The following is an 11929-nucleotide window of genomic DNA, read 5'->3' as shown; positions in this document are numbered from 1 at the left end:
GAACGCCGGGGAGGAGTCGCCGGTTGGATGGGGTGGGACGGGCGACGGTGTGACCGACCCGCCGATGGCCCGGGGCGGCGCCGCACCGCCGACCGGTCGCCACCCGAGGCAGCACGAAGGAGGACCCCGGATGTCTGACGATCTGGACCGGCGCATCCGGCAGCGCGCCTTCGCGATCTGGGATCGCGAAGGGCGCCCGGACGGACGCGCCGAGGATCACTGGACACTTGCGCGTGAGGAAATCGCCATCGAGGACAACACCGATCAGACGTTGGAACCCAATCCGAGCGGCGGGCCGCGCGACACCGTCCGGCGGACCGAGCCGGTCGAGCCGGTGCTGAGCGCCGTCAACCAGGGCGAGACGCCCGGCCACACGGACCAGGGCGACTCCGACACCCGGTTCCCCGGCACCGAGGATCCGCCGGCGGCCATGCCGCGGCGCAAGGCGCGCTCCCGCTGACGCCACGCCCCGGTTCCTGCCCGAAACAACAGGTGCAGCAATGGACACCCATCTCGAGATCGCCTACCGCGGCGTCGAGCCCACGCCGGACGTGGACGCCTACATCCGCGAGCGCTGCGACAAGCTCGGCCGCCAGTACGACCGGCTGGTCGGCGTGCGCATCGCCGTGGAGGCGCAGCACCGGCAGCACAAGACCGGCAATGTCTACGACGTCCATCTGGAACTCATGGTGCCCGGACAGGACATCGTCGTCAGCCGCCAGCCGAAGAAGGCGAAGGAGAAGTACGCCCAGCCCGACCTGCGCACCTCGGTGCGCGACGCCTTCGAGGCGGCCGAGCGGCAGCTCGCCACCCACAAGCAGAAGCAGCGCGGCGACGTGAAGGCGCACGACGCCGAGGTGCCGGGGCGGATCGCGCAGCTCGACCCCGCCGACGACCACGGGTTCATCGTCACCCCCGCCGGCGCCCAGCTGTACTTCCACCGCAACAGCTGCATCGACGTGGCCTTCGCCGACCTCAAGGCCGGCGAACCGGTCAAGTACGTGGAATCCATGGGGGACACCGGACCGACGGCGTCCAAGGTGTGGCGGGTCTCCGGCGCCCCCAACGAGTTGGCGCGGGGATGACGGGGCGGGCGATCAGCCGGCCGCCTTCTGGTGCTCGAGGAACGCCGCCTTGAGCAACGCCTTGAGGTCGTCGGTATACTGATCGAATCGCACCGAGACGTGGCCGCGCCCGCCGTTCTGGTGCAGCACGACGAACCGGGCGGGCGCGGTCGTGTCGCCGAGCGCGATCACCGCGTCGATGACGGCGCCGGACGCGAACGCGTCCGGCCGGGCGCGCAGGCACAGCCCGCCGACGGACCAATTGCGGGTTGTGACGTCGCCGCCGGCCCAGCGCACGGTGAGGGACGGGCGGGCGTAGCGCTTGTGGCGCCGCCGTTCCTGGGGCGTCGCGGGCGGCGGCGGGACGCCCTCCGCGGCGCTCAAGCCGGACCCGTCGAGGCGCGCGCCGTCCAGCACCGCACCGCGCAGGATGGCGCCCGACAGACGGGCGTGGCTGATGTCGGCGCCGCTGCAGTCGGCCCCTTCCAGGTTGGTCGGCCAGTCCCGTCCCCCGGCCAGCGTCAGCGTCGTCGCATCCGCCCCGGCCAGCGATGCCCCGGCCAGGGTGGCGCGGCGCAGCGTGGCGCCGCGCAGGTTGGCGCGGGACAGGTTGGCGCCGCTCAGGTCGGTGTAGGAGAGGTCGGCCATCTGCAGGTCGGCCGCGCCGAAGGACACGCCGGGCAGGCGGCACCGGCGCAGCCGGGCACCGGCGAGGGACCGTTCGGCGAGGACCAGGGCATCGGACGCCGTCACCGTCACCAGGTCGAGGTCGAGGCGCCGGCCGCCGGCACCGCCGCTGCCTACCCACGCTTCGTGGGCCGCCACGGCGGCCGTGAAATCCGCCGCGGCCATGGTGGTGTAGGGCGGCGCGACGAGGGCCTCGGCCGGCAGGACGAAGGGAATGTAGGTGCGGCGCAGGGTGGCGTGGTCGATCACCGTCTGCCCGAACACGGTGCCGTCCAGCGTCGCCCCTGTGAGGTCGGTGCCCAGCAGCACCGCGCTGCTCAACTCGACCCCGCTGAGGTCGGCGTCGTTGAGGTCGGCCCCGGACAGGTCGCAGCCCGTGAGATTGGCACCGGACAGGATGGAGCGTTCCATCTTCGCTTCGGTGAGCCGCGCGGGACCGGCGGCGCCCGGCGTCCCGTTCGCGGCCATCAACTCCCCCGCGCGCAGATCGGCGCCGCGCAGCACGGCGTCGGTCAGCAGGGCGCGGTGCAGGTTGGCGCCGCGCAGGTCGGCACTGGCCAGGGTGGCGCCGGTGAGGTCGGCGCCCTCCAGGTCCGCGCCGAACAGGTCGGCCTGGCTGAGGTCCGCGGCCATCAGTTTGGCACCCGACAGGTTGGCTCCGGTCAGCTTGGCGCCGGTCAGCGCGATGCGGGCCAGGTTGAGCTGCGACAGGTCGCGGAACCCGAGATCGGCGCGCCGGCCGCCGCGCCGGTGCAGCCAGTTCTGGTGCGCGCGCAGGATCGCCTTGATCTCGTCCATGTCGGCGGCGCTCCGGCTGGTCATGGCCGCGTTTTCTCCTGGACCTGGGGGATGGAGGGCCGGGCGCAGTATGCCGGCTGCGGTGGCGTCCGTCACGGACGGCTTGAAGGACCCCGCCGTCGGCCGGAGCGGCGGGCACCCGAAAGGTGGACTTGACCGCGCCGCGCGCCGATCGCCATGTTCGGGAGACGCCATTCCGGTGGATGCCCGCCGATCGCCGCGCCGATCGCCGCGCCGACCGATGGGCCGACCCGACCGGCGACGTGAAAGGCGCGGGCATGATCGAACTGGACGAGCTGGAGAGCGACGCCCTGACCGAACTGGTCAACATGGGTGTGGGGCGTGCGGCGGCCCACCTGAGCCGGCTGGTGGCGGAGCAGGTGTCGCTTTCCGTGCCGACCGTGAGCGTCGTCACCCGCGACACCGCGGTGGGCGCGCTCACGCGCAGCGGGCCGGCGCCGTTCGTCGCCGTCGGCCAGAATTTCCGCGGCCGGTTCAGCGGCCGCGCCCTCCTCATCTTCCCCGAGGTCAACAGCCTGGAACTGGTCCGCGCGGCGCTGGGCGAGCAGCACAGCCTGGAGGAGATCGTCGATCTGGAGCAGGAGGCCTTGACCGAGATGGGCAACGTCATCCTCAACGGCTGCCTGTCGGTGATCGCCAACGTGCTGCGGGAGAATCTGGAGATCTCCCTGCCCAGCCTGCTTCGCGGCGACGGCCGCGCCGTGTTGCAGGGTGCCGAGGCGTCGGCCGGCGCCGACGAAGAGCCCGTGCTCCTGCTCTACATCGACTTCTCCGTGAAGAGCCGCAACATCCGTGGCTACATCGCACTGTTCATGGATCTGCCGTCGCTGGCCGCGTTGCAGGCGCTGATTCACGACTACATCGCCGACATCGCCGCCGGGGCCGGGCGTGACGGACGGACCTGATCGGGCGGTCCTGCTGGGCGGCGTCCTGGACGGCCTGGACACCGGGGTGGTCGTGCTCGACTGCGCCGGCCGCGTCCGGGTGTGGAACGCCTGGATGGAGCGCGCCGCCGCCGTGCCGGCCGCCGCCGCGGTGGGGCGGCCGCTTGCCGAGCTGGTTCCCGGTCTGCCGGGATCGCGCGTCCAGGCGGCCATCGACGACGCCGTGGCGACCGGCGCGCCGGCGGTGCTGTCCCACACGCTCAACCGGCTCCTCTTCGACCTTCGCCGGGGCGACGGGGCCCCGATGGTGCACAACATCGTCGTCCGCCGGCTTGAGGTCCGCGATGGCGGCCACTGCCTGGTGCAGATCGTCGACGTCACCCTGCAGGCCGAGCGCGACCGCTTCCTGCGCGAGCGGCGGGAGGCGCGCTACCGTGCGGTGGTCGACACCGCCGCCGACGCCATCGTCACCACCGACGTGTCCGGGACGATCCAGTGGATCAACGGCGCCGCCGAGCGCCAGTTCGGCCGCGGCATGGACGAGGCGGCCGGGCAGGGCGTGGCGCTGCTGCTGGGCGAGGGGGCGGAAGCCTGGCTGGCGGCGGCCGACAGCGACCGGGCGACGCCGTTCGAGGTGACGGGGCGCCGCCGGGACGGCTCTCCGGTCGATCTGGAGCTGTCGGTGGCCCGCTGGTCGGCGGAGGGGACGGGATTCCTCACCGGCATCCTGCGCGACGTGAGCGAGCGCAAGCGCGTCCAGGCCGCCCTCCACCGCGCCCTGGAGCAGAAGAGCCTGCTGCTGCGCGAGGTGAACCACCGGGTCAAGAACAGCCTGCACCTGGTCTCCAGCCTCCTCTCCCTCCAGCTGCGGGGTCTCGGCGACGACGGGCTGCGCCACCATTTCCGGGACGCCATCACCCGCATCCACGCCATCGCCCAGGTGCACGCCCGACTCTACCAGACGGAGCGCTTCGAGAGCGTCGAGATGGCCACCTACCTGGAGGCGTTGGTCGGCGACCTGGTCCACGCGTCGGGGGGGGTGGCGGCGTGCGACATCCGGGTCGCGGCGGAGCCGGTGGAACTGCCGCTCGACACCGCCATCCCCCTCAGCCTGGTCGCCAACGAACTGATCACCAACGCCGTGAAGCACGGCGCCGGCGGACGGGTGGCGGTGCGCGTCAGCCTGCGCCGCGACTCCGGGGTTCTGGTGTTCGAGGTCGCCGACGACGGGCCGGGCCTTCCCGAGGGATTCGATCTCGCGCGCACCGGCAACCTCGGCATGCGCATCATCGCGACCCTGACCCGGCAGATCGGCGCCACCGTCGCGTCGCGGCCCGGTCGGCCGGGCACCGTCTTCCGGATCGAGCTGCCCATGCCGGCCGGGGCGGCGGCCGGGGCGGCGGCCGGGGCGGCGACCGTGCCGGGGGCCGCCGCCTGAGGGGCGCCTACCCGCCGAAGGTCGAGCGCGACCCGCCGAATCCGCTGCGCGAGATCACCGTGGTGCGGGTCTGCACCTTGGCCGGGGCCGGCGGGGCCGACAGGGCCTGCCGGGACACGGCGAGCCCGCTGCCGGTGCTGCTGACGGTGGCGCCACCCGGCGTCCGGTAGGTCCGGTCGGAGGTGTAGTAGGCCGGGGACGCGTAGCGGCGCCGGCGCGACACGGCGTCGCCGATGTCGTTGATCACACCCGACACGACGTAGCCCATGAAGAACGGCATCCAGAACCCGCCGTCGGGGCCGGACCGGTACTGGCAGCCGGTCTGGTCGAACTCGCCCTCGCACAGGCGCTGGGTGGCGAACCGGGGGGCCGACACCTGGTGCTCCTCGAGGGCCTCGTCGAAAGCCTGCTGGCACTCCTCCTGGGACAGCGTGCCGCCGGCGACGCATTGCTGGACGGAGTGGTAGAGGCTGACCGGGACCTGGGGTTGGGCCGGGGTGTCGTCGCACGCCGACAAGGCCACGGCACCGGAGGCCATCAGGGCGAGCTGGACGCTGCGGGATCGCTTCATCGTGGATTCCTCCGCGGCGGTCGGATCAATAGGTCAGGCTGGCGGCGTTGAGCATGCCGATGCCCACCGACACGCCGGCCAGCTTCAGCGCCGGGGCAAGCTCACCGGCGCTCACGCTCTCGGCGAGCCGGGGATAGAACAGGCGGAAGATGAAGAACGTGGCCAGCTGCACCGCACCGGCGATCACCGACCACACCACGCAGTCGATCAGGTTCACCGAATGCGCCACCACGCTGGCCACCGGCAGAATGAAGCCGATGAAGGCGCCGGTGTAGGTGGTGGCGGCGGCCAGGTTGTTCGACTTGATCAGGCCCACCTCGTCGTAGGGGGTGATCTTCACGTAGATCCATTGGAAGGCGAAGGCGAGGAGAATGGTGACGACGAAATAGACGAGAAAATTGATCAACCCTTGCAGGGGAAACACGTAGTCCATGACGGCTCTCCGCGAAGACGGGAATTGGGGCGGCGCACCCTAGACGGTGATCTGCGCAGGGCTGAGGGGCACGCCGACCATCAGCTCCACGGTTCGGTCATGCCCGGTGCGCTCGATGGAGCACAGCAGCATCTCGTTCATGCCGGCGGCAAGCGGGCGGTGGTAGAGCATGGAGGTCTGGTGGATCTGCCGGGTCGCGGTGCCGGTGCGGTCGTCGTGGATGGTCTCCAGCAGCTGGACCGGGTCCTCGGCGCGGCTGGAGGAGTCGAACCAGAACCGCTCGTAGGCGGTGCCGTCCTCCAGGAGGAACCGCGGTTCGGAGATGCGCCGGTGCCACTCGCGGAACCCCTCCTCGCGCGACGGATAATGGCTTTCCAGGGGAGCGAACAGCGTGACGTCGGTAACCTCGCCGGCGCCGTCGCGTGCGGCCGAGACGACCTGGATCATGACGTGCCGCTCGGTGTAGAAGCGGTGGACGAACGACCCGTCCTCCAGGGCGACCAGCCCCTGGGCGGCGATCTCCAGGGTCGGCGAGGGGATGCGCAGCTTGCTCTCGTCTCCGACGATCCGCAGCAGAAGCGGGTCCAGCTCGGCGACGCGGCCGATGGTGAGGTGGAGGATCTCCGGCACCGCCGGCGCATCCGGTTGGCCGGAGAACAGCTTGGACAGGCGGCTGAACATGGCGGGTCCTCAGGCGGCGAGTTGGGCCCAGTCGACCTCGGCCGCGCTGAGGCGGCGGTCGCGCACGAAGAAGAAGCGGTTGCCGGGCAGTATGCAGGTCGCATCGTCGTAGTGGAAGGCGGGGGCGCTGCCGGCGCCGGGAACGAAGGCGACGAGGTTGGCCTGATGGGCGGTGCGCAGGCGTTCGGCCAGACGGGCCACCGGCACCGGCGCCATGCCCTGGGGCAGCACCAGGCTGTAGATGGTCGCCGCGTCGGTGGAGGACACCAGGGTGTCGATGACGATGCTGGACCCGGGGTCCTGCATCGCCCGCACCACCTGCTCCACCGAGGTCGAGATGACGCATTCCGCACGCGCGCAATGGCTCTTCAGGAGCCGGGCCATCCGGACGTTCTCGAAGAAGGCGACGAGGTGCGCGGTCGGCGTCAGCGCGCTCACCGCCAGCGCCGCCGCCAGGGTCTGCTCGTCGTCGTCGGCGTAGACCACCACATGGGCGGCATGGACGACGCCGGCGCGGATCAGCGCCGCCTCGTCGGTCAGGCTTTCCGCGCGCACGAACCGGGCGCGGTCGTCGGGGGCGGTGTCGATCTTCCGGGAGACCAGGACGATGTCGCTGGGCAGGTCGCCCGAGATGATCTCGTCGATCATGTGCGCGGTGCGCAGGGGATGGTAGCCGATCAGCACCGAGGCGCCGACCAGGGTCGAGAAGTCGCCCAATCCGTTCATCCGCCGTCTCCAGGCTTCGGAAATGGAAGAGATGCTCTTGGCGATCGCCGTCGTGAACAGGGCGATCCCGCCCGGAAAGAGCCAGACGATCGCCAGCAGGCGCCCGCCGTCGGTCTGCGGGGAGATGTCGCCGTAGCCGACGGTGGTCGCCGTGGTCGCGTAGAAGTAGAGGAAGGTGACGGTGTCCGTCATGCCGGTCTCGCCGGCCAGGGCGAAGCCCAGCCAGCTGGTGCCGAGATGGACCAGGAGCAGGGCTGCGAGCGCGCTCCACGCCAGTTCCGCGACGTCGCGGTACAGCCGGCGCAGGAAGACCCGCAAAGTGCTGGAAAGGACCATGGGCGTTCCGTTCACGCGGGGCCGGTGTCCCGGCCGGGAGGGGGCGGGCGGTGACCGCTCATCGGATCAGGTGTGGCAGGAAGCGGCTGAGGTCGCGGGTGATCGGCCCGCGGTCCTCGCGGATGCCGATGCCGGCCGGGGCGTCGCCGACCACCCAGGAGCCGATCACCGTGTGGTTTCCGGCGAACACCGGAAGCGGATGGTAGGCCTGCACCACATGCCCTTCGGCGCCGTACGCCCCGCCGGTGCTGAGCACGACCCGGCCGTCCCGCACCAGGTCGATGTTGGCGCCCTCGCGCGAGAACAGCGGCTTGCGCACGTGGTCGGCGCCCACCGCGCCGGCGCCGGCGGTGCCGGCGAAATAGGCGGGAAGCAGGTTGGGGTGGCCGGGGAACTGGCGCCACAGCAGGGCCAGAAGCCCCTTGTTGGACAGGATCGCCTTCCACGGCGGTTCCAGGAAGCGGGTGCCGGAGGTGCCGAGGTGGCGGGCGTAGGGCTCCCGGAACATGTCCTCCCAGGGGTAGAGCTTGAAAAGCGCGGTGATCACGTGCGCCTCGTCGTCGGCGAACCGCCCCTGGGCGTCGACGCCGATCCGCTCCACCGCCACGTGGTGCGGCACCACCCCGGCCTGGGCGGCGCAATCCTCCAGATACTGGACCGTGCCGCGGTCTTCCAGGGAGTCCCCGGCCGAGGCGAAATGCACGTGGTCGCCCGGCTCGAACAGGGCGGCCAGCCGGTCGATCAGGCGCTCCTGGATGGAGTTGAACTGGTCGCTGTCGGCCGGGACCTGGCGCAGCCACAGGTTCTGCTCCAGCCACACCCACTGGAAGAACGCGCTCTCGTACAGCCCGGTCGGGGTGTCGGCGTTGTATTCCAGGAGCTTCGCCGGACCGTGCCCGTCATAGGCGAGATCGAACCGGCCGTACAGCGACGGGTCGCCCCGCCGCCAGGAATGGCGGACCAGGTCCCAGCAGGCCTCGGGGATGGCGAGGTCGCGCAGCGTGGCCTCGTCCGCCACGGCGCGCTCCACGACCGCCAGGCACATGGCGTGCAGCTCGGCCGTCGGGTCCTCCAGGTCGTCCTCGACCTGGCGCAGCGTGAAGCGGTAGGCCGCCGTCTCGTCCCAGTACGGTGCCCCGTACATGGTGTGGAAGCGGAAACCGAGGTCCTCGGCCAGCCGCTTCCATCCCGGGCGCTCCGGCATGGCGATGCGTTCCACGGTCCGTCCCCTGCCGCGCCTACCCCTCGCCGCGGGTGGTGTCGGGAGCCGGGAGTTGGGCCTGGGAGCGGGCGCGCAGACGGGCCAGCACGTCGCCGCCGGACGCCGTGCCTGCGCCGGTGCCGAGGCGGGCGAGTCGCTCGTCCAGGTCGGCACCGCTCTGCAGCTTGTCCATCTCCTCGGCGGCGACCATGCGCGCGGCGCTCTCCGCCTGGCGCTGCTTGATCCGCTCCAGCGACGCGCTGGCGTTGCCGAGGGCGGTGTTGACCCCGGCATGGCGCGACGCCACCGCGGCCTGGGCGCGCTGCACCGCCTCGGTCGCCTTGACGCTGTCGACCTCGCTCTTCAGGGCCTGGATGCGGCTTTCCGTGGCGGTGATGGTGGCGCGCATGCGCTGCTCCGCCGCCCGGCCGTCGTCCACCAGCCGGCCCAGCCCGGTGCGCTCCGTCTCCCATTGGGAGATGCGCTGGGCGACCTCGCCGGCCAGCGCCTCGTCGCCCTTCTCCAGGGCGCGGATGGCATGGGACTCGTACTCCGCGATCTTGGCGTCGAGCTCGCGGGCCCTGCTGTCGGTCAGGGTGCGCCGCGCCACGATCTTGGCCAGCTCGTCGCGTGCCGTGCCGAGCGCCGATTCGGCGTCGCGGATCTCCTGGTCGAGGATGCGCAGGGCCTGGGTGTCCACCAGCGCCTGGCCGGTCTCCGTGGCGCCACCCCGCACCGCGGTCCACAGCTTGTTGAGAATGCTCATGTCCTTGCCTCCGGTGCGTCGTTCAGGCCGCGCGCAGTTCGGCGGCGTCGATGGCGTTGGTCGCCAGCATCCGCAGTTCGGTGACCACGTCGCCCAGCGCGCAGCGTGCGCTCAGGGACCCGAACAGCTCGTAGTAGTCGGTGCCGCCCACCGTGACGATGCCGAAGGTGGAGAGCGGCAGCAGCTTGTGGGTGCGCAGCACGAAGGCGTTGAAGGCGGCGGGGTCGGGCTGCTCCGCCACCGGCCACAGCAGGGTCGAGGCGAGGATCTGCTCGCCTTCGACGCTGACGTAGATCGGCAGATGGCCGTGCTCGACCATGACGACGCGCACGATCGGCGCGCCCTCCTCCAGCAAGTCGATCGCCATCTCGTCGTCGTCGACGAGGTCGGTCGCCGCGAGGGCGTCCATCAGCGTCTGAGCGGTCCAGGGCGCGGCGCCGGCGTCTGCCTCTGCCATTGGTGTCTCTTCCCGGTTTGTGGTCCGCCCGGCCATGGGCGGCTGACGCGCCGGAGTGTAGCCGCTCTTCGCCGCGGACTGAACGGCGGAGGCGAAAAAAAAGGGCCGCGGCCATGGCTGGCCGCGGCCCGTCGGGCCGGTCGCGACGGTGCGTCGCGTCAGCTGCGCGACACCCGGTTGCGCAGCGCGTCGATGAGGCCGGGAATGCCGCCCCGCGCCTGGATGACCGAGGCGAATTCGGAGCGCTGGGTCACGCCCATGCTGACCCCCTCGACCACCACGTCGATGATCTTGAACGCGCCGCCGGGCTGCTTGCGCACGCGCCACGACACCCGCACCGGCGGCCCGGACGGACGGACGATCTCCGTCTCCACCATGGTGTCGGCGTTGCCCTCGGCCCGGCTGCCGCTGATGGCGAAGGTCTCGCCGGAATACTCGATGAAGCGGTTGGCGTAGGTGTCGACGATCAGCCGCTCGAACAGCCGCTGGTACTCCTGCTGCTGCTCCGGCGTGGCGGCGTTCCAGAATCGGCCGAGGACCCAGCGGCCGATGTAGGGCACGTCGAACCCGTCGTTGAGCAGCCGCGTGAAGCTGTCCAGCGCCTGCTGGCGCGACAGGTCCGGCCGGGAGAAGGTGGCGATCGCCTCCTTGCCCAGCCGCTCGATGAAGGTGGCCGGCGTCGATTCGGCCGATTGGGCGAAGGCGGTGCCCGCCGTCCGGCCGCAGAGCGCGAGCAGGGCGAGGGTGGCGACAAAGGTGCGGCGTGTCAGCATGGCGACATCAAGTTGGCGGGCGGGCGGCGCATGTCAACGGTCCTACACCGTCCGCACCGGCCCGCACCGACGGGAAAGGGGGCGCGTCACTGCGCCTGGGGGAAGTCGGGGAAGTCCGGCTTCGCCGCCGGCTCGGCCGAATCGCGGATCTGCGCCGCCCGCTGCTGCGCGTAGAGGCTGCGCACCGTCGCATAGTAGTCGAGCGAGTTGCGGCGCAGGTCGTCGACCTCGCTGATCACCCGGGAGCGCTGGTCCACCGCGCTGGCCCCGGCGCGGCCGTAGAGCAAGCCCTTCTGGTCGGTGCCGTAGGCCCAGATGCGGACCGGGTCGGCCACCGTGTCCACGGCGTAGCCGGCGGTGTCGCGCAGGTTGGAGGCGCCGACCAGCGGCAGCACGATGTAGGGGCCGTCGCCGACCCCCCACACCGCCAGGGTCTGGCCGAAATCCTCGGCCTGGAACGGCATGCCCGCGGTGGTTGCCACGTCGGCGATGCCGCCGGCGCCCAGGATGGTGTTGGTGAGGAACCGGCCGGTGGCCACCTGCGCGCCCTCGAAGTCGCCCTGGAGCAGCTCGTTGGCGATGATCAGCGGGCTCAGCAGGTTCAGGATGAAGGACTGCACGGCGTTCTGCAGCGGATCCGGCGTCAGGGTGCGGTAGATCTCGGCGGCCGGCCGGACCACCAGGATGTCGGCGGCCTCGTTGACGCCGAACACCACCCGGTTGACGGGTTCCAGCGGATCATTGGCCTCGTAGTTGACCTCGCCCGTGGCGGTGGGCTGCGTCGACGCGCAGCCGACGGCGGCAAGCGAGAGGGTCACCGCCGTGGCGGCCTGGAGGAGGGTACGAAGGCTGGGGAGCGTCATTGGGGGTCTTCGGCTCTCGTCTCTAGATCGGATCGGCGCGTGTCTCCGGTCGACCCCTGCGGGCACCCGGTGGGCGTTGCGGACGATCGGGTCGTCGGTGATCGGGCGCTGGCCGCAAACGGTCCGCGAGGGACCGGCTCCGAACCAGCCGTTTTGCTGCGTATCACAGGCTCGACGGTTTGGCCAGCGCGCCCGGACGCCGCCGGTGCGGAGGACGCCGGGGTGTTGCA

General features: G+C 71.4%; 14 protein-coding genes. 4 read left to right on the top strand and 10 right to left on the bottom strand.

The features are described 5' to 3' along the window. Window positions 1–130: 130 nt before the first annotated feature. Window positions 131–460, top strand: coding sequence for a DUF2934 domain-containing protein (locus AC6H2I_RS26255; protein WP_497503726.1), 330 nt, complete (start codon window positions 131–133; stop codon window positions 458–460). Between the two features lie 40 nt (window positions 461–500). Beyond that, on the top strand, window positions 501–1085 hold the full coding sequence (locus tag AC6H2I_RS26250) for an HPF/RaiA family ribosome-associated protein (RefSeq protein WP_497503725.1): 585 nt from the start codon (window positions 501–503) through the stop codon (window positions 1083–1085). Between the two features lie 12 nt (window positions 1086–1097). On the opposite strand, the gene AC6H2I_RS26245 is transcribed toward AC6H2I_RS26250, so the two are convergent. Beyond that, entirely contained in the window at window positions 1098–2573 is a 1476-nt protein-coding gene (locus AC6H2I_RS26245; protein ID WP_497503724.1) for a pentapeptide repeat-containing protein, read from the bottom strand. Window positions 2574–2827: 254 nt separating this feature from the next. Here AC6H2I_RS26245 and AC6H2I_RS26240 point away from each other — a divergent pair, with 254 nt between their 5' ends. Then, complete coding sequence (locus AC6H2I_RS26240; protein ID WP_497503723.1) at window positions 2828–3475, top strand: chemotaxis protein CheX; 648 nt, start codon at window positions 2828–2830, stop codon at window positions 3473–3475. After that, window positions 3459–4892 carry a sensor histidine kinase gene (locus tag AC6H2I_RS26235; protein ID WP_497503722.1) on the top strand — a complete coding sequence of 478 codons (1434 nt, stop codon included), beginning with the start codon at window positions 3459–3461 and terminating at the stop codon, window positions 4890–4892. The genes AC6H2I_RS26240 and AC6H2I_RS26235 overlap by 17 nt, the downstream gene beginning before the upstream one ends. A gap of 7 nt (window positions 4893–4899) precedes the next feature. Here the strand turns inward: AC6H2I_RS26235 and AC6H2I_RS26230 are convergent, their stop codons facing one another. From AC6H2I_RS26230 to AC6H2I_RS26190, 9 genes are all read right to left on the bottom strand, one after another. Next, window positions 4900–5463, bottom strand: a complete 564-nt coding sequence (locus tag AC6H2I_RS26230) for a DUF1190 domain-containing protein (RefSeq protein WP_497503721.1) — start codon at window positions 5461–5463, stop codon at window positions 4900–4902. 25 nt (window positions 5464–5488) lie between these two features. After that, window positions 5489–5896, bottom strand: a complete 408-nt coding sequence (locus AC6H2I_RS26225; protein ID WP_497503720.1) for a DUF350 domain-containing protein — start codon at window positions 5894–5896, stop codon at window positions 5489–5491. A gap of 39 nt (window positions 5897–5935) precedes the next feature. Continuing rightward, a complete protein-coding gene (locus AC6H2I_RS26220) occupies window positions 5936–6577 on the bottom strand; it encodes a DUF2491 family protein (RefSeq protein WP_497503719.1) in 642 nt (213 codons plus the stop codon). Window positions 6578–6586: 9 nt separating this feature from the next. Next, entirely contained in the window at window positions 6587–7639 is a 1053-nt protein-coding gene (locus tag AC6H2I_RS26215; RefSeq protein ID WP_497503718.1) for a potassium channel family protein, read from the bottom strand. Between the two features lie 58 nt (window positions 7640–7697). Further along, window positions 7698–8858 carry a glutathionylspermidine synthase family protein gene (locus AC6H2I_RS26210; RefSeq protein WP_497503717.1) on the bottom strand — a complete coding sequence of 387 codons (1161 nt, stop codon included), beginning with the start codon at window positions 8856–8858 and terminating at the stop codon, window positions 7698–7700. A 19-nt stretch (window positions 8859–8877) separates the two neighbouring features. Further along, on the bottom strand, window positions 8878–9606 hold the full coding sequence (locus AC6H2I_RS26205; RefSeq protein ID WP_497503716.1) for a PspA/IM30 family protein: 729 nt from the start codon (window positions 9604–9606) through the stop codon (window positions 8878–8880). 22 nt (window positions 9607–9628) lie between these two features. Then, window positions 9629–10063, bottom strand: a complete 435-nt coding sequence (locus AC6H2I_RS26200; RefSeq protein WP_497503715.1) for a YjfI family protein — start codon at window positions 10061–10063, stop codon at window positions 9629–9631. Window positions 10064–10221: 158 nt separating this feature from the next. Further along, window positions 10222–10836, bottom strand: a complete 615-nt coding sequence (locus AC6H2I_RS26195; protein ID WP_497503714.1) for an MlaC/ttg2D family ABC transporter substrate-binding protein — start codon at window positions 10834–10836, stop codon at window positions 10222–10224. Window positions 10837–10922: 86 nt separating this feature from the next. After that, window positions 10923–11699, bottom strand: coding sequence for an MlaA family lipoprotein (locus AC6H2I_RS26190; RefSeq protein WP_497503713.1), 777 nt, complete (start codon window positions 11697–11699; stop codon window positions 10923–10925). Window positions 11700–11929 lie beyond the last annotated feature (230 nt).

The organism is Azospirillum sp. NS33 (genome assembly GCF_059703765.1).
This window is presented reverse-complemented; position numbering and strand designations above follow the sequence as displayed.

Excerpts from the sequence above, each read along its gene's own strand:
- AC6H2I_RS26195 (WP_497503714.1), bottom strand. The coding sequence starts at position 10,836 with ATGCTGACACGCCGCACCTTTGTCGCCACCCTCGCCCTGCTCGCGCTC.
- AC6H2I_RS26255 (WP_497503726.1), top strand. The coding sequence starts at position 131 with ATGTCTGACGATCTGGACCGGCGCATCCGGCAGCGCGCCTTCGCGATC.
- AC6H2I_RS26205 (WP_497503716.1), bottom strand. The coding sequence starts at position 9,606 with ATGAGCATTCTCAACAAGCTGTGGACCGCGGTGCGGGGTGGCGCCACG.
- AC6H2I_RS26240 (WP_497503723.1), top strand. The coding sequence starts at position 2,828 with ATGATCGAACTGGACGAGCTGGAGAGCGACGCCCTGACCGAACTGGTC.
- AC6H2I_RS26230 (WP_497503721.1), bottom strand. The coding sequence starts at position 5,463 with ATGAAGCGATCCCGCAGCGTCCAGCTCGCCCTGATGGCCTCCGGTGCC.
- AC6H2I_RS26200 (WP_497503715.1), bottom strand. The coding sequence starts at position 10,063 with ATGGCAGAGGCAGACGCCGGCGCCGCGCCCTGGACCGCTCAGACGCTG.
- AC6H2I_RS26220 (WP_497503719.1), bottom strand. The coding sequence starts at position 6,577 with ATGTTCAGCCGCCTGTCCAAGCTGTTCTCCGGCCAACCGGATGCGCCG.
- AC6H2I_RS26190 (WP_497503713.1), bottom strand. The coding sequence starts at position 11,699 with ATGACGCTCCCCAGCCTTCGTACCCTCCTCCAGGCCGCCACGGCGGTG.
- AC6H2I_RS26225 (WP_497503720.1), bottom strand. The coding sequence starts at position 5,896 with ATGGACTACGTGTTTCCCCTGCAAGGGTTGATCAATTTTCTCGTCTAT.
- AC6H2I_RS26250 (WP_497503725.1), top strand. The coding sequence starts at position 501 with ATGGACACCCATCTCGAGATCGCCTACCGCGGCGTCGAGCCCACGCCG.
- AC6H2I_RS26215 (WP_497503718.1), bottom strand. The coding sequence starts at position 7,639 with ATGGTCCTTTCCAGCACTTTGCGGGTCTTCCTGCGCCGGCTGTACCGC.
- AC6H2I_RS26245 (WP_497503724.1), bottom strand. The coding sequence starts at position 2,573 with ATGACCAGCCGGAGCGCCGCCGACATGGACGAGATCAAGGCGATCCTG.